Genomic DNA, 26,729 nt, shown 5'->3' with positions numbered 1-26,729 from the left:
TGAAAGACGCCCATGCAGACCGCTGAAATCCGCAACCGCTGGCTGAAGTTCTTCGGCGACCGCGGCCACACCGTCGTGCCGTCCGCGTCGCTCGTCAGCGACGACCCGAGCCTCCTCTTCGTCGTCGCCGGCATGGTGCCGTTCATCCCGTTCATGACGGGGCTCATCCCGGCGCCGTACCCGCGCGCCACCAGCGTGCAGAAGGTCATCCGCACCAACGACATCGAAGAGGTCGGCAAGACGCCGCGCCACGGCACGTTCTTCCAGATGAACGGCAACTTCTCGTTCGGCGACTACTTCAAAGAGCAGGCGATCACCTACGCGTGGGAGCTCCTGACCGGCAGCGAGGCGGACGGCGCACTCGGCTTCGATCCGAACGACCTCTGGGTCACCGTCTACAAAGACGACGACGAGGCCATCGAGCTCTGGAAGCGCATCGCTGGCCTGCCCGACGAGCGGATCCAGCGCCTCGACAAAGACACGAACTACTGGCACACCGGCCAGCCCGGACCCGCGGGCCCGTGCTCCGAGATCTTCTTCGACCGCGGCCCGGCCTACGGCATCGATGGCGGCCCCGCCACCGACGACGACCGATACGTCGAGATCTGGAACCTCGTGTTCATGCAGTACCAGATCGAGAACGTCACCTCGAAGGTCGACTTCGACATCGTCCGCGAGCTGCCCAACAAGAACATCGACACCGGCATGGGCCTCGAGCGTGTCGCGTTCCTCAAGCAGGGCGTCGACAACATGTACGAGATCGACGAGGTGCGCCCTGTCCTCGACAAGGCGGCCGAGCTCTCGGGTCGCACCTACGGCGCCGACCACGACGACGACGTCCGCATGCGCGTCATCGCCGATCACGTGCGCTCGGCGCTCATGCTGATGAGCGACGGCGTCACCCCGTCGAACGAGGGCCGCGGCTACATCCTGCGTCGTCTGCTCCGCCGCAGCATCCGGTCGATCCGCCTTCTCGGCGTCGAGGGCCCGAGCTTCGCCGAGCTGTTCGCGGTCTCGCGCGACGCGATGAAGGCCTCGTACCCTGAGGTCGAGCGCGACTACGACCGCATCTCGCGTCTGGCTCTCGCCGAAGAAGAGACGTTCCTCCGCACGCTCGCGGCCGGCACGCAGATCCTCGACGGCGCGGTCGACGAGACCAAGGCGGCGTCGAAGAACGAGCTCCGCGGCGACACCGCGTTCCTGCTCCACGACACGTTCGGCTTCCCGATCGACCTGACCCTCGAGATCGCTGAAGAGGCGGGACTCACCGTCGACCGCGCGGCGTTCGATTCTCTGATGCAGGATCAGCGGTCGCGCGCGAAGGCCGACGCGAAGTCGCGCAAGACCGCCCTCGCCGATCTCAGCGTCTACTCCGCCTTCCGCGCGCACGGCGAGACGACCTTCACCGGCTACGACTTCCTCAACACCGAGTCGACCATCCTGGGCATCATCGTGGGCGGCGAGTCGGTCACCAAGGCGGTCGCCGGCGACATCGCCGAGGTGATCCTCGCCGAGACCTCGCTGTACGCCGAGTCGGGCGGCCAGGACGCCGACGAGGGCTCGATCGTCGGCAACGGCTTCGACCTCGAGGTGCTCGACGTGCAGAAGCCCGTCAAGGGCCTCATCAGCCATCGAGTGCAGGTGCGCTCGGGCGAGGTCGGCGTGGGCGACGCGGCGACCAGCGTCGTCGACCCGACCTACCGCCGCGGCGCCACGCAGGCGCACTCGGCGACCCACCTGATCCACGCGGCCCTCCGCGAGGTGCTCGGGCCGGAGGCCCACCAGGCGGGATCGTACAACAAGGCCGGCTACATGCGGCTCGACTTCAACTGGTCGAACCCGCTGTCCGTCGACACCCGCACCGAGATCGAAGACATCGCCAACTCGAAGATCCGCGACGACCTCGAGGTCACCACCCGCATCCTCCCGCTCGACGAGGCGCGCGCGGCCGGCGCCATGGCCCTGTTCGGCGAGAAGTACGGCGACGAGGTGCGCATGGTCGACATCGGCGGCCCCTGGTCGCGCGAGCTCTGCGCCGGCACGCACGTGTCGCACTCGTCGCAGATCGGCCTCATCAACCTGGTCGGCGAATCGTCGATCGGCTCGACGAACCGCCGCGTCGAATCGCTGGTCGGCGTCGACGCGTTCCGCGACTTCGCCACCGAGCGCGCACTCGTGAACCAGCTCACGTCGTCGCTCAAGACGCCGCGCGAGCAGCTTCCCGACCGGATCGCCGACCTGACGCAGAGTCTCAAGGCGGCTGAGAAGAAGATCGCCGAGTTCGAGGCGAAGGCGCTCCAGACCCGCGTGCCCGCGCTGGTCGGCGCGGCCGCCCCGGTCGGTTCGCTGACCGTTGTCGCCGAGAGCATCGGCGCCGTGGGCTCGAGCGACGACCTGCGGTCGCTGGCGATGTCGGTTCGCGACCGCCTGGGCCAGGGCTCGACCTCGGTCGTGGCCCTCGCCGCCGACGTGGCGGGCAAGCCCGCGGTGATCGTCGCGACCACGGCCGGCGCGCGAGACGCCGGCGCCAAGGCGGGTCAACTCGCCCGCACCGCCGCCGGCATCCTCGGCGGAGGCGGCGGCGGCAAAGACGACCTGGCGCAGGGCGGCGGCTCCGACGTCGCCGCGATCCCGGCGGCGCTCACAGCCATCGTCGACGCGCTCCGCAGCTGATCCGTTGACACCGTTCGACACCGCCGACGATGGCGACCGAGCCGGCTTCCGCAGGGGAGTCCGGCTCGGCGTCGATGTCGGCAAGGTCCGGATCGGCGTGGCACGCACCGACCCCGACGCCCTGATCGCCACCCCGGTCGAGACGGTCGCCCGTTCCGGCGACACCGGCGCCGACCTGGCGACGATCCTCGGCCATGCGACCGAGCTCGGCGCCGTCGAGATCATCGTCGGGCTGCCGCTGTCGCTCTCGGGCGGCGACACCGCGTCGACCGGCGACGCCCGCGGCTTCGCCTCCCGGCTCGCGGCCGCGACCGGCCTTCCCGTGAGGATGGTCGACGAGCGGCTCTCCACCGTGACCGCCCAGAGCGCTCTCCGCGCGTCGGGCCGTTCCGCCAAGAAGCAGCGCTCCGTGGTCGATCAGGTGGCCGCCGTTATAATCGTGCAGCACGCCATCGACCTCGAACGATCGAGCGGACGTCCACCGGGCACCCTCGTCACGAGCGACGCAGACCCCGACGAGAGACGGTAATCCGTGGCAGACGAACCCTCCTGGGACGAGATCTTCACCGGCAGCGTCCGGACGGACGAATCGGGCAAGCCCAACGACTCCGGCACGTCGGGCGCAGCGGCCGATCGCGGCGAGGACGCGCGACGCGCCCCGCGGGCCCCCGGGGCGCAGGGCGGCTCCGCGACGGGGTCGGGGTCGGGCGGCGGTTCCGCAGTTCCTGCGCCGCCGATGTCACGGCGTCAGCTGCGCGAGCAGCGCGAAGAGGAGGAGCGACGACGAGGTCGCTCGGCCAAGCCCGCCCGGCCCGCTCGGGTCGAGGCGACGGCCGTCGGTGCCGCACCGGCTGCGGCGGCCTCTGAGGCCGCTCCTGCCACGGCCGCTTCGAAGGCGCAGCGGACCAAGCAGACCAGGCCGCCGCGTGTCTCGCGCTGGCGCAAGCCCGGCACCTGGATCCTGATCGGCGTGCTCGTCGTCGTGCTCGGCGGCGGCACCTACGGGGTCACGACCCTCTACAAGCAGCTCCAGCCCATGGTGGCCTCGCTCGTCGGCGGCAAGCCCAGCGACGACTACACCGGCTCCGGCGACGGCACGAAGGTCGAGTTCACGATCGTGTCGGGCGACATCGGCTCGACGATCGCGTCGAAGCTGGCGAAGGCGGGCATCACCAAGTCGGCCGAGGCGCCCTACAAGCTGCTGCTGGCCGATACCGAGATCTCGTTCCAGCCCGGCACGTACTCGATGTTCAAGGAGATGAGCGCGCAGTCGGCCATCGACCGGCTGCAGAGCGACAAGGCCCGCATCACGACGAAGCTCGTGATTCCCGAGGGCACCTCGCTCAACGGCATCATCGGCCTCATGGCGAGCGCCACCAAGATCCCCTCGGCGAAGATCAAGGCCGCCGCGGCCGACTACAAGTCGTTCGGGCTGCCGTCGAACGCGAGGAGCCTCGAGGGCTACCTCTTCCCGGCGACCTACGAGCTCGAGCCGAACAAGACGGCGCACGCGTACCTGCAAGACATGGTCGACACGATGGAGACCCACCTCACGGACGCCGGGGTGCCGAAGTCGAAGTGGGAGCACACGATCATCTTCGCGTCGCTGATCCAGCGCGAGGCCGGCCTCGCCGCCGACTTCCCGAAGGTGGCGCGGGTGTTCCAGAACCGCATCGACCAGGGAATGCTCCTGCAGTCCGACGCCACCGTGGCCTATGGTGCGGGCAGCACCGACCGCGTCACGACGACCGACGCCGAGCGCGCCGACGCGAGCAACAAGTACAACACCTACGTGCACAAGGGGCTGCCGGTCGGCCCGATCTCGAACCCCGGCGACATCGCGATCCAGGCCGCCGTGAAGCCTGCCACCGGCTCGTGGCTGTACTTCGTGACCGTGAACCTCGACACCGGCGAGACGGTGTTCTCGAACACCTACGCGGAGCATCAGCAGGCGGTCGCGAAGTTCCAGTCGTGGCTGCGGGCGCACCCGGACTACCAGTAGCACGTGGCCGTCAGCCAAGGACTTTCGCGGAGGCCATCCTTCGTGATGCGCGCGACACGCCGCCGAGTCCTTGCCAGCGCTGCACGGGAGGCCGTGAATCCTTCGCCAGCGACGATGCATCCTTGCCTAAGGACGACGATCACGGTACGGACGGAAGAACTCCCGCAGCTCCCGCGCGTAGAGCTCCGGCTCCTCGAACGGCGCGAAGTGGCCGCCGCGCGGCATCTCGCTGACGCGCACGAGCTCGGTCGTGCGCTCGAGCCAGGCCCGGGGCGGCGTCACCAGGTCGGCGGGGAAGAGCGCGAACCCCGACGGCGTCTCGACGCGTCGCTCGGCCTGCTCTGCGGGGATCGCCGCGTTGGCGCTGTACATCCGCATAGCCGAGCCGATCGTGTTGGTCAGCCAGTAGATCGTCACGTTCGTCAGGATCTCGTCTCGGGTGAAGCTCGACTCGACGTCGCCGTGGCAGTCGCTCCAAGCGCGGAGCTTCTCGACTATCCAGGCCAGCAGCCCGACGGGCGAGTCGGCGAGACCCACGGCGGCCGTCTGCGGCTTCGTGCGGTGCATTGCCGCATAGGCGCCTTCGCGATCCCGCCACGAGTCAGCAGCGCGCAGGAACTCGCGCTCCTCCTCCGACAACTCCGAGCGATCGCCCGTGAAGGTCGGCATACCCGCGTCGATCCGGTGGACGGCCGACACGCGCGTCGGATGGTCGAGCGCCAGGTAGCGCACGACGCCGCTGCCGATGTCGCCGCCCGCCGCGCCGAACGTCTCGTACCCGAGCGTCGTCATCAGATCGGCGTAGAGGCCTGCCACGTCGACGGTCGACAGCGGATCGCCGACGGGTGCGGGGGAGTAGCCGTACCCGGGCATGTCGGGCACGACGACATCGAACGCGTCGGAGGGATCGCCGCCGTGGGCCCCGGGATCGGTCAGGAGGTCGATCACCTTCGAGTAGCGCCAGAAGGAGTCGGGCCAGCCGTGGGCGAGCAGCAGCGGATAGCCCGAGGCGCCGGCGCGAGCGTGCACGACGTGGAGGTCGTGGCCGCCGACCTTGACGCGGACGTGCGGCAGCGTGTTCAGCGCCGCCTCGTGCTCTGACCAGTCGAAGCCGTCGGCCCAGTACGCGGCGAGGTCGCGGAGGTACTCGATGTCGGCGCCGAGCCCCCAGCCCGGCCCCGACCCGGCGTCTGGCCACCGCGCGGAGCGCAGACGCGCGCGGAGGTCGTCGAGCGCGGCGGGGTCGGTCGTGAGCGTGAACGGAGTGACGGTCATGGGCGCACGCTACGCCCGGCCACCGACACCGGACGACGCCGCGTCCTCGACCACGGACACGGCCCCGGTAGAATCGATGCCATGCTTCGTTGGTTGACCGCCGGTGAGTCTCACGGCCCCGAATTGATCGCTGTCCTCGAAGGACTCCCGGCCGGTGTGCCGGTGTTCGCCGAAGACATCCAGGCCGACCTCGCCCGTCGCAAGCTCGGCTACGGCCGGGGCTCGCGCATGAAGTTCGAGCAAGACGAGCTGCACATCTCGGGCGGGGTCATCCACGGCCGCAGCATCGGCAGCCCGATCGCCGTGCGGGTGGGCAACACCGAGTGGCCCAAATGGGAAGAGGTCATGAACCCGGCCCCCGTCGAGGTGAGCGAGGCGTCCCGCGGTCGCAGCGCACCCCTGACCCGTCCGCGACCCGGGCACGCCGACCTCGTCGGCATGCAGAAGTACGGCTTCGACTCGGCCCGCCCGATCCTCGAGCGCGCCAGCGCCCGCGAGACCGCGGCCCGCGTCGCCCTGGGCGCCGTCGCCAAGTCGTTCCTCGCCGAGCTCGGGATCGAGCTCGTCAGCCACACGCTCGCCATCGGCCCCGTGCGCGTGCCCGAGGGGCGCGCCCTGCCGACGCTCGACGACCTCGAGGCGCTCGACGCCGATCCGCTGCGCTGCTTCGACGCCGAGACCAGCGCGGCGATGGTCGCCGAGGTCGACGACGCGAAGAAGTCCGGCGACACGCTGGGCGGCGTCGTCGAGGTCCTCGCCTACAACCTCCCTCCGGGCCTCGGCTCGCACGTGCAGTGGGACCGCCGGCTCGACTCGCTCCTCGCTGCCGCTCTCATGGGCATCCAGGCGATCAAGGGAGTGGAGGTCGGCGACGGCTTCCTGACCACGACGCGCCGCGGCTCCGAGGCGCACGACGAGCTGTTCCAGACGGCTCAGGGCATCTCGCGCGACACCGACCGCGCCGGCGGCGTCGAGGGCGGGATGTCGACGGGCACCGTGCTGCGCGTCCGCGCCGGCATGAAGCCGATCGCGACCGTGCCGCACGCACTGGCGACGGTGGATGTCGCGACCGGCGAGACCGCCAGCGCGCACCACCAGCGCTCGGACGTCTGCGCAGTTCCTGCGTCCGGGGTCGTCGCCGAGGCGATGGTGGCGCTGGTGCTCTCGAACGCGATCCTCGAGAAGTTCGGGGGCGATTCGATCGACGAGACGAGCCGCAACCTGACGAACTACCTCGACGCGATCCCGCCTCTCCTGACGACGACGAGCGCGCCCGTCGCGCACGACCCGGCCGACAGCGAAGCCGCCTCCGCCGCGCCGCAGCTCTGATGCCCCCCGAGCTCGACCGGCCGGTGGTCATCATCGGCCCGATGGGCGCGGGCAAGACCAGTGTGGGCAAGCGCGTGGCGAAGGCGCTCGGCGCGACGTTCATCGACACCGACAGGGCGATCGTGCGCGAGCACGGTCCGATCCCTCGCCTCTTCGAGACGCTCGGAGAGCCCGCGTTCCGCGCGATCGAGCGAGACGCCGTGGCGACGGCCCTCGGTTCTCCTGCTGTCGTCTCGCTCGGCGGAGGTGCCGTGCTCGACGACTCGACGCGCGATCGCCTCGGCGGCCACCGAGTCGTGCTGCTCACCGTCACCCCGGAGGCCGTCGAGAGCCGCATCTCGGGCTCGGACCGCCCCCTGCTCCACCACGACGGGATCGCCGCGTGGAAGGCCATCGCCGCCGAGCGCGCACCGATCTACGCGGCTCTCGCCGACATCACCCTCGACACCTCGCACCGGCCCCTCTCGCATGTCGTCGACGACATCGTCTCGTGGGTTCGGACCGCGGGGCCCCAGAAAGAAGACTCATGAGCGACCAGCACGCCGAAGGCATCCCCACCACCGTCATCCCCGTCGGCGGCACGTCGCCCTACGAGGTCCGGGTGGGCCGCGGTGTCGTCGCCGAGCTGCCCGACCTGCTGGGCCCCCAGACGAAGAAGGTCCTGATCGTGCACGCGCCCCCGCTCGGCGCCAAGGCCGAGACTCTGCGCGCCAGCCTCATCGAGCGCGGCTACGAGGCCCTCATCGCCGAGGTGCCCGACGCCGAGGCCGGCAAGCGGGTCGAGGTCGCGGCCTTCTGCTGGCAGATCCTCGGGCAGTCCGACTTCACGCGCACCGACGCCGTCGTCGGCCTCGGCGGGGGAGCGACGACCGACCTCGCCGGCTTCGTGGCCGCCACCTGGCTCCGCGGCGTGCAGCTGGTCCAGATCCCGACGACGGTCCTCGGCATGGTCGACGCGTCCGTCGGCGGCAAGACGGGCATCAACACCGCCGAGGGCAAGAACCTCGTCGGCTCGTTCTACGCGCCCGTGGGCGTCCTGGCCGACCTCGACATGCTCGACGGACTCGGCCGCAACGAGATCCTCGCCGGGTTTGCCGAGATCGTGAAGGCCGGCTTCATCGCCGAGCCCGAGATCCTCGACATCGTCGAGGCCGACGTCGACCGCGTGATCGACCCGACGACGCCGGAGTTCCGTCGCGTCGTCGAGCTCGCCATCGCCCTCAAGGCGCGGGTCGTCGGCGAGGACTTCAAGGAGGCCGGCCTCCGCGAGATCCTGAACTACGGCCACACGCTGGGCCACGCCATCGAGCACGCCGAGCGATACCAGTGGCGCCACGGCGCGGCCGTCTCGGTCGGCATGGTCTTCGTCGCCGAACTCTCCCGCCTCGCCGGCCGGCTCTCCGACGAGGTCGTCGACCGCCACCGCTCGATCCTCACGTCGCTCGGCCTGCCGATCAGCTACCCCGCCGGCCGCTGGCAGACGCTGCTCGCCACCATGCAGCGCGACAAGAAGGCCCGCGCCGGCCACCTGCGCTTCATCGTCCTCGACGACATCGCGCGCCCCACCGTGCTCGAGGCGCCCGACACCAGCCTCCTCTTCGCCGCGTATCAAGAGATCGGCTCCTAGCCTCGCAGCGCACGGGCGCAGGAACCTCCTTGCGGCCCACCCTCAGGCGGCGGCTCGCCCCCACCGGAACATCCGCCCGGCGTACGCCGCGACGAGCGCCGCCTGCCCGAGCCCGAACAGCGCGAGGGCAGTGCCGACCGACACCGGCCAGGCGCCCGACAGCGCGGCGACCATCGCAGCGGCGAAGACCAGGACGCCGACGACGGCCACCACCCGCAGCCCGACGCCCGGCAGAGGCCGCAGCCGCCCCCGCAGCACCACCGCGTAGAACGCGAGGAACCAGGCCAGCGCGCCGCACGCCACGCCGACGTTGATCAGCGGGTCGACGCCGCGAAGGACGGTCAGCCCGGCGACGACGCCGGCGAACAGCACGACCTCCGTCGCCCAGAGCCCGATGGCGAACGCGCGCGTGTCGGTGTTCGTCGGCCCGAACGAGACGAGGTCGCTGTGGTCGGGGTGCGGGCGGGGCATGCCCGCAGACTACCCGGGCGGCCTACGATGAGCGCCATGCCGCCCACAGCCCCCGAATCCGATCTCACCGGCTGGGCCGCGGCCCCGTTCACCGGCGGCGGCCTGACCTACGACTGCTACGAGAAGGGCTCCGGCCCCGGCGTCGTCCTCATCCCGGAGGCGCCGGGAATGACACCCGAGGTGCTCGGGCTCGCCGACCACCTCGTCGACCAGGGCTTCACCGTCGTGATCCCGTCGCCCTTCGGCGAGCCCGGGCACGCCCCGACGATCGGCTACACGCTCCGCACCGTCGTCCGGCTCTGCGTCGCCGCGGAGTTCCGCGCCTTCGCCATCGGCGCTCATCGCCCGATCACCGACTTCCTGCGCGCAGTCGCCGCCGATCTGGCAGCCCGCACGCCCGGCACCGGCGTCGGCGTGATCGGCATGTGCTTCACCGGCGGCTTCGCCCTCGCCGCGGCCGTCGACGACTCCGTCAGCGCGTCGGTGCTCAGCCAGCCGTCGGTCCCCTTCCCGATCTCGAAGGCCAGGGCGCAGGATCCCGGCCTCTCTCCGACGGAGCTCGACCGCGTCGCCGCTCGCGCCGACGCCGGCGAGCTCTGCGCCCTCGGGCTGCGGTTCAGCATGGACCGCGCCTCCCAGCCGGCCCGTTTCGCGACCCTGAAGAGCCGCCTCGGCGACGCCTTGGAGGTCATCCAGCTCGACTCGTCGCCGGGCAACGAGTGGGGGTTCGCCCGCACGGCGCACTCGGTGCTCACCCACGAGGTGCGCGACGAGAAGGGCCACCCCGCGCTCGAGGCCCGGAGCCGGGTGGTCGAGTTCCTGCGCTCCCGGCTCTCGCGCTAGGCGTCGGGTAGAGTGGTCGCTGGCTTCACCGCCCCGTGCCCTCGCGCACCCGCTCCCTCTTCATATCGATCTTCAAAGGACGTCCCAGCATGGCCACTACCAACGACATCAAGAACGGCGCCGTTCTCAACCTCGACGGCCAGCTCTGGAACATCATCGAGTTCCAGCACGTCAAGCCGGGCAAGGGCGGCGCGTTCGTCCGCACCAAGATGAAGAACGTGATGAGCGGCAAGGTCGTCGACAAGACCTTCAACGCCGGCACCAAGGTCGACTTCGCGAACGTCGACCGCCGCGAGTACCAGTACCTCTACGCCGAGGCCGACGGCTACGTGTTCATGGACACCACCGACTACGACCAGATCAACGTGCCCGCCACGATCGTCGGCGACGCCAAGAACTTCATGCTCGAGAACCAGAACGTCCAGATGGCCCTCCACGACGGCAACCCGCTCTACATCGAGCTGCCCGCCTCGGTCGTGCTCGAGGTCACCTACACCGAGCCCGGCCTGCAGGGTGACCGCTCGACCGGCGGCACCAAGCCCGCCACCGTCGAGACCGGCTACGAGATCCAGGTGCCGCTGTTCCTCGAGACCGGCACCAAGGTCAAGGTCGACACGCGCGACGGCAGCTACCTCGGCCGCGTCAACGACTAGTCGATGAGCGCCCGGACCAAAGCCCGAAAACGAGCACTCGACGTCCTGTACGTCGCCGACATCCGCCAGATCTCGATCGACGACGCGCTCGTCCAAGAGACCCAGCGGGCCATGGACACCCCCGAGCGCAAGTCGAGCTGGGCGTACGCCCGCGACATCGTGCAGGGCGTGATCGAGAACCGCCCCGAGATCGACGAGCTGATCGAGACGTACTCGCAGGGCTGGACCCTGTCGCGCATGCCCACGATCGACCGTGCCATCCTGCGCATCGGCATCTGGGAGCTCACGCACAACGATGAGATCCCGAACGCGGTGGCGATCTCGGAGGCCGTCGAGATGGCTCAGAGCCTGTCGACCGACGACTCGGCCAGCTTCGTGAACGGCCTGCTGGCGCGGATCTCCTCGACCACGGCGTCCTGAGCCTCAGACCGCGAGGGCGCAGGGCTGCTCTTTACTAGGCGCAGGAACGGGCAGCACCCCCGACGGGGTCCTGCCCGTTCCTGCGCCTTCACCCTGTGTTCGGCCCTCATTTAGATTGTGTGCAACCAAGTTGTCCGCAACGTGCTAGGTTGACTCCATGACCACGGCGACCCCGCTTCTCGACGAGCAGATCTGCTTCGCGCTCTACAGCGCGTCGCGTGCTCTGACGAGCCGGTACCGCGAGCTGCTCGAGCCGCTCGGGGTGACCTACCCCCAGTACCTCGCGCTGCTCGTGCTGTGGGAGGACGGCCCTGTGACCGTCGGCCACCTCGGCGATCGACTGCAGCTCGACTCGGGCACGCTGTCGCCGCTGCTCCGTCGGCTCCAGGCTGCGGGCTTCGTCACGCGTACTCGCACCGAGGGCGACGAGCGCGTCGTCGAGGTCGGTCTGACCCCGTCCGGCGAGGCGCTCCGGGCGAAGACCGCACCCATCCAGGCCGGCATCTGCGAGGCCACGGGGCTCGACCCCGACGATCTCGTCGCCCTGCAGAAGCAGATCGCCTCGGTCGCCACGCACGTGCGCGCCGCCTGAGCACCCCAGAACCCCTACGACCCCACCCCAACCGAAGGAGACACCATGCCCACTCGCACCGCACGCACCGCCTGGAACGGAACGCTCGAAGAAGGCTCCGGCCAGGTCGAGCTCAGCTCGTCGAAGGTCGGCACCTACGACGTGTCGTTCCCGAAGCGCGCCGCTGAGGACGCCGACGGCACCACCAGCCCCGAAGAGCTGATCGCCGCGGCCCACTCGGCCTGCTACGCCATGCAGTTCTCGGCGATCCTCGGTGCCGCCGGAGGCACCATCGAGGCGCTCGACGTCAAGGCCGACGTCTCGCTCGGCCCGGACTCGTCCGACGGCGGCTTCAAGCTCACCGGCATCAAGCTCACCGTCCGCGGCGAGGTCACCGGCATCGACGCCGAGCAGTTCGCGAAGGCCGCTGCCGACGCGAAGGCCGGCTGCCCCGTGTCGAAGGCGCTCACCGGCGTCGAGATCACCCTGGACGCCCAGCTCGAGGCGTAAGGCTGCATCCTTCCACCACCGTTCCGCGGTTCACCCCGCGTTCCAGCACCGGCCCTGAGCCGCGGCATTGCGCCGGTGCCGGAACGCGGGGTTTTCGCATGTAGGCTCGGAGCACCACCTTTAACGCCGTCCAGAGAGACGGAGAAGGGAGGCCCGTTGAGCACCCGAACCGTGCTGAGCCAGGCTGACATCCACCGGGCGCTGACCCGCATCGCCCACGAGATCCTCGAGGGCAACAGGGGCGCCGACGACCTCGTCGTGATGGGCATCCCCACTCGGGGCGTCCTCCTCGCCGACCGGATCGGCGACGCGCTCCGGGCCATCAGCGGCCAAGCGGTCCCCGTCGGCGCCGTCGATGCGACGCTGTTCCGCGACGACCTGCGCCGCCAGCCGACCCGAGCGCCGCGCCCGACGACCGTCCCCGACGGCGGCATCGACGGCAAGACGGTCGTGCTCGTCGACGACGTTCTCTACTCGGGCCGCACGATCCGCGCCGCCCTCGACGCACTCAGCGCCATCGGCCGACCCCGCGTCGTGCGCCTGGCCGTGCTCGTCGACCGCGGTCACCGCGAGCTGCCGATCCGCGCCGACTACGTGGGCAAGAACCTGCCGACGTCGACCTCCGAGCGCATCTTCGTGCGCCTCGACGGCATCGACGACGCCGAAGAAGTGGCGATCGAGGGGGGCGACCGGTGAAGCACCTCCTGAGCACCGCCGACCTCGGGCTCGACGAGGCCATCCGCATCCTCGACATCGCCGAGGACATGGCCGACGTCTCGACCCGCGAGGTCCGCAAGCTTCCGACGCTGCGGGGCATCACGGTCGTCAACCTCTTCTTCGAGGACTCCACCCGCACCCGCATCTCGTTCGAGGCCGCCGCCAAGCGCCTGAGCGCCGACGTCATCAACTTCTCGGCCAAGGGCTCGAGCGTGTCGAAGGGCGAGTCGCTCAAAGACACCGCGCAGACCCTGGCCGCCATGGGCGCCGACGGCATCGTGATCCGGCATCCCGCCTCGGGTGCGCCGCGTGTGCTCGCCCACTCGGGCTGGGTCGAAGCCGGGGTGGTCAACGCCGGCGACGGCACGCACGAGCACCCCACGCAGGCCCTCCTCGACGCGTTCACCATGCGCCGCCGCTTCCACGGTGCCGCTGCGCGGGGCAGAGACCTCGCAGGAACCCGGGTCCTCATCGTCGGCGACGTCCTGCACTCGAGGGTGGCTCGCTCGAACGCGTGGCTCCTCAAGACGCTGGGTGCGGAGGTCACGTTCGTGGCTCCGCCGACGCTCCTGCCCAACGGCGTCGCGGCCTTCGGGGTCGACGTGTACTACGACCTCGACGAGGCGCTCGCCCGGGTGCAGCCCGACGTCGTGATGATGCTGCGCATCCAGCAGGAGCGCATGAACGCGGCGTTCTTCCCGAACGGCCGCGAGTACGCGCGCTCCTGGGGACTCTCGGCCACCCGCCTGCACGGCCTCCCGGAGCGCACCCTCGTGATGCACCCCGGCCCCATGAACCGCGGCCTCGAGATCAGCGACGAGGCGGCCGACTCGCCGCGCTCGACCGTGCTCGAGCAGGTCACGAACGGCGTGTCCGTGCGCATGGCCGTGCTGTACCTGACGCTGGCCGCCGGCGAGACGAACTGAGAGAGACGACCATGAGCACCACCGACCACATCCTCAAGGGCGCCACCCTCAGCGACGGCCGCACCACCGACATCCTGATCGGCGGGGGCGTCGTCAAGGCGCTCGGCACGAACCTCACCGAGGCCGCCGCGACCGTCATCGACGCCGACGGCCTCCTGGCCCTGCCCGGCCTCGTCGACCTCCACACGCACCTCCGCGAGCCCGGCTTCGAGGGCAGCGAGACCGTCCTGACCGGCTCGCGCGCCGCTGCCAAGGGCGGCTTCACGGCCGTCAACGCCATGGCGAACTCGTCGCCCGTCGCCGATACCGCAGGCGTCGTCGAGCAGGTGCAGGCGCTCGGCGACCGCGCCGGCTTCGTCACGGTCCGCCCGATCGGCGCCGTGTCGCAGGGCCTCGCCGGCACGCACCTCTCCGAGATCGGCGCGATGGCGAACTCGCGCGCCCGGGTCCGCGTCTTCTCGGACGACGGCTCCTGCGTCGCCGACCCGCTGCTCATGCGCCGCGCCCTCGAGTACATCAAGGGCTTCGGGGGAGTGCTCGCCCAGCACGCCCAGGAGCCGCGCCTGACCGAGGGCGCCCAGATGAACGAGGGCGAGCTCAGCGCCACTCTCGGGCTCGGCGGCTGGCCTGCCGTGGCCGAGGAGGCCATCATCGCCCGCGACGTCCTGCTCGCCCACCACGTCGGCGCTCGCCTGCACATCTGCCACGTGTCGACCGCCGGCAGCGTCGAGGTCGTCCGCTGGGCGAAGTCGCGCGGCTTCGAGGTCACGGCCGAGGTCACGCCGCACCACCTGCTGCTCACCGAAGACCTCGTCTCGACGTACGACGCCCGCTACAAGGTGAATCCGCCGCTGCGCCGCTCCGAAGACGTCGAGGCGCTGCGGTCGGCCCTCGCCGACGGCACCATCGACATCGTCGCGACCGACCACGCCCCCCACACGATGGAGGCCAAGTCGTGCGAGTGGGACAACGCCGCGAACGGCATGGTCGGCCTCGAGTCCGCGCTCAGCGTCGTGCAGAAGACGATGGTCGACACCGGCCTCATCGACTGGACCGACGTGGAGCGCGTGCTCTCGGCCGCTCCGGCGCGGATCGGACAGGTCGCCGGGCACGGGATTCCGATCGGCGTGGGATCGCCGGCCGAGATCACGCTCTACGATCGAAGTGTGACCAGCATTTTCTCGGTAGACGACCTCGCCGGCAAGAGCATCAACTCGCCCTACCTCGAGCGCGAGCTCCCGGGCCGGGTCGTGGCGACCTTCCACGCCGGCTACGCGACCGTCCTCGACGGCGCCGTGCTCGACTCCGACCTCGTCGCCGCGAACGCGTCGGCCGCCCAGACGGCCGCCAAGTGATCCGCTGGCTGATCGGCGCAGGGTTCCTCCTGCTCTTCGTGGCCTTCTTCCTGCTCATGAGGGCGGGATGGAAGGGTCGGGGCCGTCGGCAGGCGGGGATCACCGCGCCGACGCTCGCGCCGCAGTTCCTGCTGTCCGAATCCGCGCTCCAGGCCGCGACGGCGGTGAGCGACCTCTTCTACGTCGCCACCACCAAGGCCGCCGACCGCCTCGATCGGATCGTCGTCGGCGGCCTCGGCTTCCGCGGGCGCGCCATCGTGTCGGTGCACTCCCAGGGGGTCGTGCTCGACATCGCGGGCTCTGAAGCTGTGCTGATCGCCGCCGCCGACCTCCGGGACGTCGGCCGCTCGACCTGGACCATCGACCGCGTCGTCGAGACCGACGGCCTGATCCGACTCGGGTGGCGCCTCGGCGACCTCGACGTCGACACCTACCTCCGCAGCGACGAGCCCGACGAGCTCCTCGCCGCCATCCGAACCATGCTTGCCGCGCAGGCCACCGACACCACTCAGGAGAAGACCCAGTGACAGACGCCTCCCTCGCCGAAAGGGCCGTGCTGGTCCTCGAAGACGGAAGCCGCTTCGTCGGCCGCCCGTACGGCGCCACCGGTCGCACCCTGGGCGAAGCCGTCTTCGCCACCGGCATGACGGGCTACCAGGAGACCCTCACCGACCCGTCGTACGCCGGACAGATAGTCGTCATGACGGCGCCCCACATCGGCAACACCGGCGTGAACGACGAAGACCCCGAGTCGAGCCGCATCTGGGTGGCCGGCTATGTGGTCCGCGACGCCAGCCGCGTCGTCTCGAACTTCCGCGCCCAGGGCAGCCTCGACGACCAGCTGGTCGACGACGGCATCGTCGGCATCCGCGGGGTCGACACCCGCGCGATCACGCGCCGCCTGCGCGACACCGGCTCGATGAAGGCCGGCATCTTCTCGGGCGCCGACTACGCCCTCGGCGACGACGAGCAGCTCGCCGCCGTGCGCGAGGGCCGCGACATGCGCGGCCTCAACCTCTCGAGCGAGGTCTCGACCAGGGAGCGCTACGACCTGCCCGCCGAGGGCGAGCGCATCGGCTCGGTCGCCGTGCTCGACCTGGGGGTCAAGACCTCGACTCTCCGCTACCTCGCTCAGCGCGGCTTCGACGTGATCGTGCTGCCCCAGTCGGTCACCGCCGACGAGCTCCGCGCCATCGCGCCCGATGCGCTCTTCTACTCCAACGGCCCCGGCGACCCCGCGGCCTCCGACGCGCAGGTCGAGCTGCTGCAGGGCGCCCTCCGCGACGGCCTCCCGTTCTTCGGCATCTGCTTCGGCAACCAGCTGCTCGGCCGCGCGCTCGGGTTCGGCACCTACAAGCTGCCCTTCGGCCATCGCGGCATCAACCAGCCGGTCTGGGACAAGACGACCGGCACCGTCGAGATCACCAGCCAGAACCACGGCTTCGCGGTCGACGCGCCCATCGACGGCGTGCTCGAGTCGCCGGCCGGCTTCGGCCGCGTCGAGGTCAGCCACTTCTCGCTGAACGATCAGGTCGTCGAGGGCCTCCGCGCCCTCGACATCCCCGCCTTCTCGGTGCAGTACCACCCGGAGGCGGCCTCCGGCCCCCACGACAGCAACCACCTCTTCGACCGGTTCCGCGAACTGGTCGTCTCGCGAAACCAGGACGCCAACTAATGCCCAAGCGCACAGACATCAACTCCGTCCTCGTCATCGGCTCCGGCCCGATCGTCATCGGCCAGGCGGCCGAGTTCGACTACTCCGGCACGCAGGCCTGCCGCGTCCTCCGCGAGGAGGGCGTCCGCGTCATCCTGGTCAACCCGAACCCGGCGACCATCATGACCGACCCCGACTTCGCCGACGCGACCTACATCGAGCCGATCACCTCCGAGGTGCTCGAGTCGATCATCATCAAGGAGCGCCCCGACGCCGTCCTGCCGACCCTCGGCGGCCAGACCGCCCTCAACGCGGCGATCGCGCTCGACGAGGCCGGCATCCTCGAGAAGCACGGCGTCGAGCTCATCGGCGCGAAGGTCGAGGCCATCCAGAAGGGCGAGGACCGCCAGATCTTCAAGGAGCTCGTGCTCGAATCGGGCGCCGACGTCGCCCGCTCGCACATCGTGCACCGCCTCGACGAGGCCCTGGCCGCGGCCGACGATCTCGGCTACCCGCTCGTGGTCCGCCCCTCCTTCACGATGGGCGGCCTCGGCTCGGGCTTCGCGCACACGCCCCAGGAGCTCACCCGGATGGTGACCGACGGGCTGCACTCCAGCCCCACCACCGAGGTGCTGCTCGAGGAGAGCATCACCGGCTGGAAGGAGTACGAGCTCGAGCTCATGCGCGACACGGCCGACAACACCGTCGTCATCTGCTCCATCGAGAACTTCGACCCGGTCGGCGTCCACACGGGCGACTCGATCACCGTCGCGCCGGCGCTGACCCTGACCGACCGCGAGTACCAGAAGCTCCGCGACATCGGCATCGACATCATCCGCCGCGTCGGCGTCGACACCGGCGGCTGCAACATCCAGTTCGCGATCGACCCGGCCGACGGCCGCATCATCGTGATCGAGATGAACCCGCGTGTGTCGCGCTCGTCGGCCCTGGCATCGAAGGCCACCGGCTTCCCGATCGCCAAGATCGCCGCGAAGCTGGCCATCGGCTACCGCCTCGACGAGATCCAGAACGACATCACGAAGGTCACGCCCGCGTCGTTCGAGCCCACGCTCGACTACGTCGTCGTCAAGGTGCCGCGCTTCGCCTTCGAGAAGTTCCCCGCCGCCGACACGACGCTCACCACGACGATGAAGAGCGTCGGCGAGGCGATGGCCATCGGCCGCAACTTCACGCAGGCGCTGCAGAAGTCGCTCCGCTCGCTCGAGAAGCGCGGATCCAGCTTCCACTGGGTCGGCGAGACCGGCGACGTCGACGAGCTCCTCGAGCTCGCCAGCGTCCCCACCGACGGCCGCATCGTCACCGTCCAGCAGGCCCTCCGCGCCGGCGCGACGGCCGAGCAGGTCTTCGACGCGACCAGGATCGACCCCTGGTTCATCGACCAGATCGTGCTGATCAACGAGGTCGCCGAGCGCATCCGCACCGCGTCCGAGCTCGACTACGACACCATGGCCGAGGCGAAGGACCACGGCTTCAGCGACGCGCAGATCGCCCAGATCCGCGGCCGCCTGGAGCACGACATCCGCGACCACCGCCACTACCTGGGCCTGCGCCCGGTGTTCAAGACGGTCGACACCTGCGCCGGCGAGTTCCCGGCACTCACGCCCTACCACTACTCGTCGTACGACTTCGAGACCGAGGTGATCCCGAGCGACCGCCGCAAGGTGATCATCCTGGGCTCCGGCCCGAACCGCATCGGCCAGGGCGTCGAGTTCGACTACTCGTGCGTCCACGCCTCGTTCGCCCTGTCGGACGCCGGGTTCGAGACGATCATGATCAACTGCAACCCCGAGACGGTCTCGACCGACTACGACACCAGCGACCGGCTCTACTTCGAGCCGCTCACGCTCGAGGACGTCCTCGAGATCGTCCACGCCGAGAGCCAGGCGGGCGAGCTGGTGGGCGTCGTCGTGCAGCTCGGCGGCCAGACCGCCCTCGGCCTCGCCCAGGGCCTCGCCGCCGCGGGCGTCCCCATTCTCGGCACCAGCCCGGACGCGATCGACTCCGCCGAGGAGCGCGGCCTGTTCTCGCAGATCCTCGAGCAGGGCGGCCTCCTCGCCCCGCGCAACGGCACCGGGGTCGACTTCGAATCGGCCGTGGCCGTCGCCGACGAGATCGGGTACCCCGTGCTCGTCCGCCCGTCGTACGTGCTCGGCGGCCGCGGCATGGAGATCGTCTACTCGGCCGACCTGCTCGCCGACTACTTCGAGCGCACCCGCGACGAGGTCGTCATCGGCCCCGGCCAGCCGCTGCTGGTCGACCGCTTCCTGGACGACGCCGTCGAGATCGACGTCGACGCGCTCTACGACGGCACCGAGCTCTACATCGGCGGCATCATGGAGCACATCGAGGAGGCCGGCATCCACTCCGGCGACTCCAGCTGCACCCTGCCGCCGGTCACGCTCGGCAAGGGCGAGATCGACCGCGTGCGCGAGGCGACCCTGAAGATCGCCGAGGGCGTGGGCGTCTCGGGCCTGCTCAACGTCCAGTTCGCGATCGCCGCGGGCGTCCTCTACGTGCTCGAGGCCAACCCGCGCGCCAGCCGCACGGTGCCCTTCGTCTCGAAGGCGCTGGGCATCCCGCTCGCCAAGGCCGCATCGCGGATCATGGTCGGCGCCTCCATCCGCTCGCTCGTCGAGGAGGGCCTGCTGCCCGTCCAGGACGGCAGCGACGTGCCGCTCGACTCGCCGATCTCGGTGAAGGAGGCCGTCCTGCCCTTCAAGCGCTTCCGCACGAAGGAGGGCCAGGTCGTCGACAGCGTGCTCAGCCCCGAGATGCGCTCCACCGGCGAGGTCATGGGCATCGACCGCGACTTCCCGCTGGCCTTCGCGAAGAGCCAGACGGCCGCGTACGGCGGGCTGCCCACCTCGGGCGTCGTCTTCGTGAGCGTCGCCGACCGCGACAAGCGCGCGATCGTCCTCCCCGTCCTGCGCCTCCAGCAGCTCGGCTTCGAGATCACGGCGACCGAGGGCACCGCGACGGTCCTGATCCGCAACGGCATCCAGACCCGCATCGTCGGCAAGTACTCCGAGGGCGGCGAGTCGGTCGTCGACCTGATCAACCGCGACGAGGTCGACATCGTGATCAACACGCCGTCGGGTTCGTCCGGCCGCGCCGACGGCTACGAGATCCGCGCCGCCACGGTGGCCGCCGACAAGGCCCTGTTCACGACGATGGCGCAGCTCGCCGCAGCCGTGGCCTCGATCGAGTCGATCCACACCGGCTACACGGTCACCAGCCTCCAAGACTATGCAGTCGAGCGCGCCGACAACCTCGCGAAGGCCCAGGCGAAGGCCGAAGCCCTGTGACGATGGCCTTCGGCACCCGGCTCGCCGCCTCCTTCGAGGCGTTCGGCCACGTGTGCGTGGGCATCGATCCGCACCCGTTCCTCCTCGAGGAGTGGGGGCTCCCGATCTCGGCCGCGGGCGCCCGCGACTTCGGGCTGCGAGTGGTCGAAGCGAGCGCAGGAACCGCCCCGGCCGTCAAACCGCAGGTGGCCTTCTACGAGCGCTACGGGTCGGCGGGCTTCGCCGCGCTCGAAGACGTGCTCGAGGCGGCGCGCTCCACCGACCTCCTGGTCGTCGGCGATGCGAAGCGGGGCGACATCGGCACGACCATGGACTCCTACGGCGACGCCTGGTTCGCCGCCGACTCGCCCCTGCGCGTCGACGCCCTGACGGTCGCGGCGTATCAGGGCCTCGGTGCCGATTCCGGCCTCATCGCCCGAGCGCGGGCTGCCGGCGCAGGCGTGTTCGTGCTGGCCGCGACGTCGAACCCGGAGGCGCGTCTCACCCAGACGGCGAGCCTCGAGTCGGGAAAGACCGTCGCAGCCGGTATCGTCGACGACGTGCTCCACGACAATACGGCCTCTGACCAGGGGGTCTCGTTCGGTTCCGTCGGCCTGGTCCTCGGGGCCACCGTCGCCCTGACCGACTACGGCATCGACACCGCCGACCTCGCCACCACGCCCATCCTCGCCCCGGGCTTCGGCGCGCAGGGCGCGCGCTACGCCGACGTGCGCAGCCTGTTCGGCCCCGCTGCCGGCAGCGTCCTCGTGTCTGCGTCCCGCTCGATCCTCGGCGCCGGGTCCGACGGGGTCGCCGCCGCCGTCCGCGCCGCCTCGGACGAGGTGACCGCGTGCCTCGCATGACCCCGCCGCCGGTGGACCGCGCCGCGGCCGCCAAGGCCGCCGTCGCGGCGCGCCGCGCCCGAGCCGAGGTCAAGCGCGCCGTCGCCGAGCGCACCCGCACGGCTCTCGACGTGGCCGACACGGCGTGGACCGGCGAGGCCACCGCCCCCGAGGCGACGCTCCGCGTCCGCGAGCTCCTCACCTCGATCCCCGGCATCGGGCCGACCCGCGTCGCCCGCATCATGGATCAGCTCGGCATCGCCGACTCCAAGCGGGTGGGCGGCCTGGGCGTGCGCCAGCGCGTCATCCTCGGCGACTGGCTGTCCCAGCGCGAGGCGCGCGGCCGTGTGAAGTCGCGGCTCGTCGTGCTGGCCGGCCCGACCGCGGTCGGCAAGGGCACGGTCTCGAGCTTCATTCGCGACAATCACCCCGACGTGCTTCTCTCGGTGTCCGCGACGACGCGCAGGCCCCGCCCCGGCGAGGTCGACGGCGTGCACTACTACTTCGTCTCGGACGACGAGTTCGACCGCATGATCCGCGACCGCGAGCTGCTCGAGTACGCCACCGTGCACAACTCGCACCGCTACGGCACGCCGCGGCCGCCGATCGACGCCGCGCTCGACAAGGGCCGCAGCGTCCTGCTCGAGATCGACCTGCAGGGGGCGCGCCAGGTGCGCACCGTCATGCCGGAGGCCGTCCTGGTCTTCCTGCTGCCGCCCACGTGGGAGGAGCTCGTGCGCCGCCTCATCGGCCGCGGCACGGAAGACACGGCCGAGCAGCAGCGTCGGCTCGAGACCGCCAAGGTCGAGCTCGCGGCCCAGGACGAGTTCGACGTGAAGGTCGTGAACAACGACGTCGCGACCGCGGCCCAAGAGGTCGTAGACTTGATGGCACTGCCTGCGGCCACCTCGAAGACCGCTCGGGCACACGAAGCTTAGGAGGCACCATGGCCGACAGGAACAAGGGCATCATCGACCCGCCCATCGACGACCTGCTCTCGAAGGTCGAGTCGAAGTACGCACTCGTCATCTTCGCGTCGAAGCGCGCGCGTCAGATCAACGACTACTACGCCGACCTCCACGAGGGCTCGCTGTTCGACAACGTGGGGCCGCTCGTCGACTCGACGATCGACGACAAGCCGCTGTCGGTCGCGATGCACGAGATCAACGAAGACAAGCTGACCTCGAAGCCCCTCGCGCCGGTGGCCGAGTAGTCGCTCAACCGAGAAGTCACGCAACCGAGAAGTCACGCAACCGAGAAGTCACGTAACCGAGACAGCGGGTCGCCCCTTCAGGGCGGCCCGCTTTCTTATGCCCGCGACTCTTCCCGGTCTGGGCAAGACGCCCAGCTGTGTACCCGGATCGGGGATTCCCGAGGCGCGGGACGGTCAGAACGACGACGACGGGAGATCGCGCTCATCGTCTGCGATGGCGCGCACGATGCGAGCCGCGACGGCGTCCGGGTCGAGCGCCGAGCCGAGGGGCGGTGCCTGGCCCGCGATCGGATGAGTCGAGAGGTCCGTGCCGACGTGCCCGGGCCGGGCGTCCAGCAGGCGGATGCCCTGGCGCCGGTACTCGCGGGACGCCGCGCTCATGAATGCCGCCAGCCCGGCCTTGCTCGCGGAGTAGGCGGCCATGCCGGCGGTCGGCGACTCCGCGACGATCCCGCTGAGAGTCACGACGAACGGGCCCGACCCGCGCGCGGCCGAGTCGGCCAGCGACGGCGTCGCCGCGCGGATCAGCTCGATGGGCCCGGACAGGTTCGTGGCGAGGAGCTCCTCGACGGTCGCCGTCTCCACCTCGGCGGCGGATCCGAAAGCGACGACGCCCGCGGCGATGACGACCCCGTCGAGGCGGCCGTGCGAGGCGAGGGCCGCCGCTACCAGCGACGCCGGGCCGTCCGCGGTGCCGAGGTCGGCCAGGTACGCGTCGGGTCCGGTCAGTCGCTCCGGGTCTCGACCGGCGCGGACCACCGCGGCCCCTTCGGCACCGAGCTGAGCGGCGATCCGGGAGCCCAGCCCTCCCGACGCTCCGACCACCAGCACCACCGAGTCACGGAGTTGAGTCATGCCCGGAGCCTACGCGCGCGCCTCTCACGGCGGCGTGTGACGGACGGCGACGGCCGCGACGGGGACTGTCGGTGGGTGCCGACTACAGTGGGGGAGTCCGTTTCAGCGGCCTCCCCATCGGCACCTCTTCACCAAAGGACAGCGTGACTCCAGCTTCCAGCCTCCGCCTCTTCACGTCCGAATCCGTTACCGAGGGGCACCCCGACAAGATCTGCGACCAGATCTCCGACGGCATCCTCGACGCGCTCCTGGCGGTCGACCCGCACAGCCGCGTCGCGGTCGAGACGCTGGTCACCACGGGGCTCGTCCACGTCGCCGGCGAGGTCACCACCACCGGCTACGTCGACATCCCCACCATCGTCCGCGACCTCATCACCGGCATCGGCTACAACGACTCGTCCGTGAGCTTCGACGGCCGCACCTGCGGCGTCGAGGTGTCGATCGGCGCGCAGTCGCCCGACATCGCGCAGGGCGTCGACGTCGCCCGCGAGGCCCGCACCGGTACCTCGACCGAAGACCCGCTCGACCTCCAGGGCGCCGGCGACCAGGGCATCATGTTCGGCTTCGCGACGACCGAGACCCCGCAGCTCATGCCGCTGCCGATCTGGCTCGCGCACCGCCTGGCCGAGCGCCTGACCGCCGTCCGCAAAGAGGCCCTGCTCGACTATCTGCGCCCCGACGGCAAGACCCAGGTCACCGTGGGCTACGACGGCTACGACCCCAAGACGGTCGACACCGTCGTGCTCTCGACGCAGCACTCGCCGTCGGTCACGATGGAGCGCCTCGAGGCCGACGTCATCGAGCACGTGATCCTGCCCGTCCTCGAGGCGGAGGCGCCGCACCTCGACACCACGACGACGAAGTTCATCATCAACCCGACCGGCCGCTTCGAGATCGGAGGGCCGCAGGGCGACGCCGGCCTCACCGGCCGCAAGATCATCGTCGACACCTACGGCGGGGCCTCACGCCACGGCGGCGGCGCGTTCTCGGGCAAGGACCCGTCGAAGGTCGACCGCTCGGCCGCCTACGCCATGCGCTGGGTCGCCAAGAACGCCGTCGCGGCCGGCTTCGCCGAGCGCCTCGAGTTCCAGATCGCCTACGCCATCGGCCAGGCCGCTCCCGTCGGCTTCTACGTCGAGACCTTCGGCACCGGCCACGTCGACGACGAGACGATCATCGCCGCGGTCCGCGAGGTGTTCGACCTGCGCCCCGCCGCGATCATCCGCGACCTCGACCTGCTCCGCCCGATCTACGGCAAGACCTCGACCTACGGCCACTTCGGCCGCGAGGGCTTCTCGTGGGAGGCCCTCGACCGCGTCGACGCCCTCCGCGAGGCCGCCGGCCTGAACGCCGGCCCGGCCGCGTCGTAGGCTCCGCCGTGCCCCGGGCCGTCGCGCGGGTGCTGGTCGACACCCCGCTTCCGCAGCTCGACCGGCTGTTCGACTACGCCATCCCGGAGCGCCTCCGCGGCACGGTCGGGCCCGGAATGCGGGTCAAGGTGCCGTTGCGCTCGGCGGGCCGCATGGCCGACGCCTTCGTCATCGAGGTCGCCGCCAGCTCGGAGCACGAGGGCTCGCTCAGCGAGGTCGACGAGCTGATCTCCGAGGTGCCCGTGCTCGCCCCCGAGGTGTGGCGGCTGGCCCGCGCCCTCGCCGATCGCGCCGGCGGCTCGGCGAGCGACGTGCTGCGGCTCGCGGTGCCCACCCGACAGGTGCGGGTCGAGAAGGCGTGGCTGGCGGCGCGCGCGGCGAAGGCGGACGCGGCCGTGCGGCCAGAAGCGGCCGACGGTGATCCCGAGGCCGACGGCGGCCCGGAGACAGGCAGCGGCGCACGGGCGCAGGATCAGGCCGGCTCGCCCGTTCCTGCGCCCCCGCTCTCGGTCGCGGGCTACCGCAGTGCCGATCTCGCCGCCGCCGTCCGGGCCCGGGCACGGCTGGCCCTCGACGCGGTTCCCCTCGTCGTCGAGCTCCCCGCGTCGGGCGACGCCGCCCCGCGCTGGGTGGGGCGCTGGGCCGTCACGCTGGCCGAGCTCGCGGCGGTCGCCCTCGCCGACGGCGACAGCGCGATCCTGGCGGTGCCCGACTACCGCGACCAGGAGCAGCTCGTCGCGGCGCTCGAGGCCGTCGTGCCGCCCGAGCGGATCGTGCGCCTCGACGCCAGGCAGTCGAACCCCGACCGGTACCGCGGGCTGCTGCGGGCGCGCGGTGACGAGGCCCTGGTGCTGGTCGGCAACCGGTCCGTGCTGCTCGCCCCGGCGGCGCACCTCGGCCTGATCGCCGTGTGGGACGACGGCGACCCGCTCTTCTCCGAGCCGCTCAGCCCGTACGCACATGCTCGTGACACGGCTCTGCTGCGGTACGAGCAGCAGGGCCCGGCCCTCGTCTTCGCCGGGCACGCGCGCTCGACCGACGTGCAGCGGCTGGTCGAGATCGGCTGGCTCACCGAGGCGCTGCCCGACCCGCGCTACCAGCCGCGGGTGATCCCCACGACGCAGCAGGGCTCGCGCGAGGGCTTCGCGGCGAACGCCCGCATCCCCTCGACGGCGTGGACCGAGGCGAAGGCCGCCGTCGAGTTCGGGCCGGTGCTCGTGCAGGTGGCTCACCCCGGCTACGCCCCGCGCCTCGCCTGCACCGAGTGCGGCGACACCGCCCGCTGCCTGCGCTGCAGCGGCCCGCTCCAGCAGAAGGCCGCCGGCGCGACCCCGGCCTGCGCCTGGTGCGGCGCCCTGGCGGTCGGCTGGCACTGCACGACCTGCGAGAACACGAAGATGCGCACCGTCGGCACCGGGGCCGGCCGCACCGCCGACGAGCTGGGCCGCGCCTTCCCGGGGGTGCGGGTCATCGTCTCTGACGGCACCCGGCAGGTGCTCGAGATCGACGACGAGCCCGCCATCGTCGTGGCGACCCGAGGCGCGGAGCCGATCGCGCCGGGCGGCTACCGCGCCGTGCTCCTGCTCGACGGCGAGCGGATGCTGGCCCGCGAGAGCCTGCGGGTCGCCGAGGACTGCCTCCGCTGGTGGGCCGACGCGACCGCCCTCGCACGGCATCGGGCGCCGATCTTCCTGGTCGGCGTCGGGGGAGCGCTCGCCTCGGCCCTCTCGACCTGGAACCTCGCCCGCTTCGCGTCGTCAGAGCTGGCCGACCGCCGTGAGCTGCGCTTCCCGCCCGCCGTGCGCGTCGCGACCGTGACCGGCCAGACCGTCACCGTCGAAGAGGCCCTCGACGACCTGCCCGAGCCCATCCGCGCCGAGACTCTGGGGCCGGTCGACGTCGAGGGCGGCACGGTCCGCGCGATCGTCCGGTTCGACTACGCGGCCGGGCATGACGTCGCGTCGATCCTGCGCGGACGCGTGATCCGGGCGGCCACCAGCCGCCGCAAACTCGTGCCGGGCGACCCGAAGGCCGCGACCAGGCGCTCAGTCGCTCCTACACTCAGAGTGCGGTTCGACGACGTCGAGCCGTTCGCCGAGCAGTAGCTCACCCGCACCA

At 70.9% G+C, this 26,729-nt stretch carries 25 protein-coding genes; 22 read left to right on the top strand and 3 right to left on the bottom strand.

Translation table 11 applies throughout. The annotated features are described in order from the left end of the window. Nucleotides 1-12: 12 nt before the first annotated feature. The 3 genes from alaS to mltG are packed head-to-tail and all read left to right on the top strand — an operon-like array spanning nucleotide 13 to nucleotide 4,675. Nucleotides 13-2,673: an alanine--tRNA ligase gene (gene alaS, locus AC3CBB_RS05525; RefSeq protein ID WP_488626273.1), complete on the top strand. Its 2,661-nt coding sequence runs from the start codon at nucleotides 13-15 to the stop codon at nucleotides 2,671-2,673. A gap of 4 nt (nucleotides 2,674-2,677) precedes the next feature. Next, nucleotides 2,678-3,202, top strand: coding sequence for a Holliday junction resolvase RuvX (gene ruvX, locus AC3CBB_RS05520; RefSeq protein ID WP_488626272.1), 525 nt, complete (start codon nucleotides 2,678-2,680; stop codon nucleotides 3,200-3,202). Nucleotides 3,203-3,205: 3 nt separating this feature from the next. After that, the gene (gene mltG / locus AC3CBB_RS05515; RefSeq protein ID WP_488626271.1) at nucleotides 3,206-4,675 is read left to right on the top strand and encodes an endolytic transglycosylase MltG; all 1,470 of its coding nucleotides are present in this window, start codon (nucleotides 3,206-3,208) and stop codon (nucleotides 4,673-4,675) included. Nucleotides 4,676-4,801: 126 nt separating this feature from the next. On the opposite strand, the gene AC3CBB_RS05510 is transcribed toward mltG, so the two are convergent. Beyond that, nucleotides 4,802-5,950, bottom strand: a complete 1,149-nt coding sequence (locus tag AC3CBB_RS05510) for an epoxide hydrolase family protein (protein WP_488626270.1) — start codon at nucleotides 5,948-5,950, stop codon at nucleotides 4,802-4,804. Nucleotides 5,951-6,031: 81 nt separating this feature from the next. On the opposite strand from AC3CBB_RS05510, the gene aroC reads away from it, so the two are divergent. From aroC to aroB, 3 genes are read left to right on the top strand one after another with little or no spacing between them, the layout of a single operon-like run. Next, nucleotides 6,032-7,279: a chorismate synthase gene (gene aroC / locus AC3CBB_RS05505; RefSeq protein WP_123504606.1), complete on the top strand. Its 1,248-nt coding sequence runs from the start codon at nucleotides 6,032-6,034 to the stop codon at nucleotides 7,277-7,279. Further along, nucleotides 7,279-7,809, top strand: a complete 531-nt coding sequence (locus tag AC3CBB_RS05500) for a shikimate kinase (protein ID WP_488626269.1) — start codon at nucleotides 7,279-7,281, stop codon at nucleotides 7,807-7,809. The genes aroC and AC3CBB_RS05500 overlap by 1 nt, the downstream gene beginning before the upstream one ends. Then, complete coding sequence (gene aroB, locus AC3CBB_RS05495) at nucleotides 7,806-8,906, top strand: 3-dehydroquinate synthase (RefSeq protein WP_488626268.1); 1,101 nt, start codon at nucleotides 7,806-7,808, stop codon at nucleotides 8,904-8,906. Before AC3CBB_RS05500 ends, aroB begins: the two co-directional genes overlap by 4 nt. Before the next feature lie 42 nt (nucleotides 8,907-8,948). Here aroB and AC3CBB_RS05490 read toward each other — a convergent pair whose 3' ends face one another. Beyond that, nucleotides 8,949-9,377: a hypothetical protein gene (locus AC3CBB_RS05490; protein ID WP_488626267.1), complete on the bottom strand. Its 429-nt coding sequence runs from the start codon at nucleotides 9,375-9,377 to the stop codon at nucleotides 8,949-8,951. A gap of 36 nt (nucleotides 9,378-9,413) precedes the next feature. On the opposite strand from AC3CBB_RS05490, the gene AC3CBB_RS05485 reads away from it, so the two are divergent. From AC3CBB_RS05485 to rpoZ, 14 genes are all read left to right on the top strand, one after another. Further along, on the top strand, nucleotides 9,414-10,220 hold the full coding sequence (locus tag AC3CBB_RS05485; protein ID WP_488626266.1) for a dienelactone hydrolase family protein: 807 nt from the start codon (nucleotides 9,414-9,416) through the stop codon (nucleotides 10,218-10,220). An 89-nt stretch (nucleotides 10,221-10,309) separates the two neighbouring features. Then, a complete protein-coding gene (gene efp / locus AC3CBB_RS05480; protein ID WP_488626265.1) occupies nucleotides 10,310-10,873 on the top strand; it encodes an elongation factor P in 564 nt (187 codons plus the stop codon). 3 nt (nucleotides 10,874-10,876) lie between these two features. Further along, nucleotides 10,877-11,293 carry a transcription antitermination factor NusB gene (nusB, locus tag AC3CBB_RS05475; protein WP_123504601.1) on the top strand — a complete coding sequence of 139 codons (417 nt, stop codon included), beginning with the start codon at nucleotides 10,877-10,879 and terminating at the stop codon, nucleotides 11,291-11,293. Between the two features lie 157 nt (nucleotides 11,294-11,450). Then, on the top strand, nucleotides 11,451-11,885 hold the full coding sequence (locus AC3CBB_RS05470; RefSeq protein ID WP_488626264.1) for a MarR family winged helix-turn-helix transcriptional regulator: 435 nt from the start codon (nucleotides 11,451-11,453) through the stop codon (nucleotides 11,883-11,885). 45 nt (nucleotides 11,886-11,930) lie between these two features. After that, a complete protein-coding gene (locus AC3CBB_RS05465; protein WP_123504599.1) occupies nucleotides 11,931-12,374 on the top strand; it encodes an OsmC family peroxiredoxin in 444 nt (147 codons plus the stop codon). Between the two features lie 156 nt (nucleotides 12,375-12,530). Beyond that, the gene (pyrR, locus tag AC3CBB_RS05460) at nucleotides 12,531-13,070 is read left to right on the top strand and encodes a bifunctional pyr operon transcriptional regulator/uracil phosphoribosyltransferase PyrR (protein ID WP_123504598.1); all 540 of its coding nucleotides are present in this window, start codon (nucleotides 12,531-12,533) and stop codon (nucleotides 13,068-13,070) included. Next, nucleotides 13,067-14,017, top strand: coding sequence for an aspartate carbamoyltransferase catalytic subunit (locus tag AC3CBB_RS05455; protein WP_123504597.1), 951 nt, complete (start codon nucleotides 13,067-13,069; stop codon nucleotides 14,015-14,017). Before pyrR ends, AC3CBB_RS05455 begins: the two co-directional genes overlap by 4 nt. 11 nt (nucleotides 14,018-14,028) lie before the next feature. After that, nucleotides 14,029-15,372: a dihydroorotase gene (locus tag AC3CBB_RS05450; protein WP_488626263.1), complete on the top strand. Its 1,344-nt coding sequence runs from the start codon at nucleotides 14,029-14,031 to the stop codon at nucleotides 15,370-15,372. Then, on the top strand, nucleotides 15,369-15,899 hold the full coding sequence (locus AC3CBB_RS05445; protein WP_488626262.1) for a PH-like domain-containing protein: 531 nt from the start codon (nucleotides 15,369-15,371) through the stop codon (nucleotides 15,897-15,899). The genes AC3CBB_RS05450 and AC3CBB_RS05445 overlap by 4 nt, the downstream gene beginning before the upstream one ends. After that, entirely contained in the window at nucleotides 15,896-17,047 is a 1,152-nt protein-coding gene (gene carA, locus AC3CBB_RS05440) for a glutamine-hydrolyzing carbamoyl-phosphate synthase small subunit (protein ID WP_123504594.1), read from the top strand. Before AC3CBB_RS05445 ends, carA begins: the two co-directional genes overlap by 4 nt. Continuing rightward, nucleotides 17,047-20,352, top strand: a complete 3,306-nt coding sequence (carB, locus tag AC3CBB_RS05435; RefSeq protein ID WP_123504593.1) for a carbamoyl-phosphate synthase large subunit — start codon at nucleotides 17,047-17,049, stop codon at nucleotides 20,350-20,352. Before carA ends, carB begins: the two co-directional genes overlap by 1 nt. Before the next feature lie 2 nt (nucleotides 20,353-20,354). Further along, a complete protein-coding gene (gene pyrF / locus AC3CBB_RS05430) occupies nucleotides 20,355-21,194 on the top strand; it encodes an orotidine-5'-phosphate decarboxylase (protein WP_123504592.1) in 840 nt (279 codons plus the stop codon). Then, nucleotides 21,191-22,111: a guanylate kinase gene (gene gmk, locus AC3CBB_RS05425; RefSeq protein WP_123504591.1), complete on the top strand. Its 921-nt coding sequence runs from the start codon at nucleotides 21,191-21,193 to the stop codon at nucleotides 22,109-22,111. The genes pyrF and gmk overlap by 4 nt, the downstream gene beginning before the upstream one ends. 8 nt (nucleotides 22,112-22,119) lie before the next feature. Then, nucleotides 22,120-22,386, top strand: coding sequence for a DNA-directed RNA polymerase subunit omega (gene rpoZ / locus AC3CBB_RS05420; protein ID WP_123504590.1), 267 nt, complete (start codon nucleotides 22,120-22,122; stop codon nucleotides 22,384-22,386). A gap of 174 nt (nucleotides 22,387-22,560) precedes the next feature. Here rpoZ and AC3CBB_RS05415 read toward each other — a convergent pair whose 3' ends face one another. Then, nucleotides 22,561-23,241 carry an SDR family NAD(P)-dependent oxidoreductase gene (locus AC3CBB_RS05415; RefSeq protein ID WP_488626261.1) on the bottom strand — a complete coding sequence of 227 codons (681 nt, stop codon included), beginning with the start codon at nucleotides 23,239-23,241 and terminating at the stop codon, nucleotides 22,561-22,563. Nucleotides 23,242-23,384: 143 nt separating this feature from the next. On the opposite strand from AC3CBB_RS05415, the gene metK reads away from it, so the two are divergent. Further along, nucleotides 23,385-24,611 carry a methionine adenosyltransferase gene (gene metK, locus AC3CBB_RS05410; protein WP_488626260.1) on the top strand — a complete coding sequence of 409 codons (1,227 nt, stop codon included), beginning with the start codon at nucleotides 23,385-23,387 and terminating at the stop codon, nucleotides 24,609-24,611. Between the two features lie 8 nt (nucleotides 24,612-24,619). Then, nucleotides 24,620-26,716, top strand: coding sequence for a primosomal protein N' family DNA-binding protein (locus AC3CBB_RS05405; protein ID WP_488626259.1), 2,097 nt, complete (start codon nucleotides 24,620-24,622; stop codon nucleotides 26,714-26,716). The last annotated feature ends 13 nt before the right edge of the window (nucleotides 26,717-26,729 follow it).

Source organism: Frondihabitans sp. OV104, from assembly GCF_057787745.1.
Note: the sequence above shows the minus strand (reverse complement) of the source record. Positions and strands in the feature narration are given on the sequence as shown.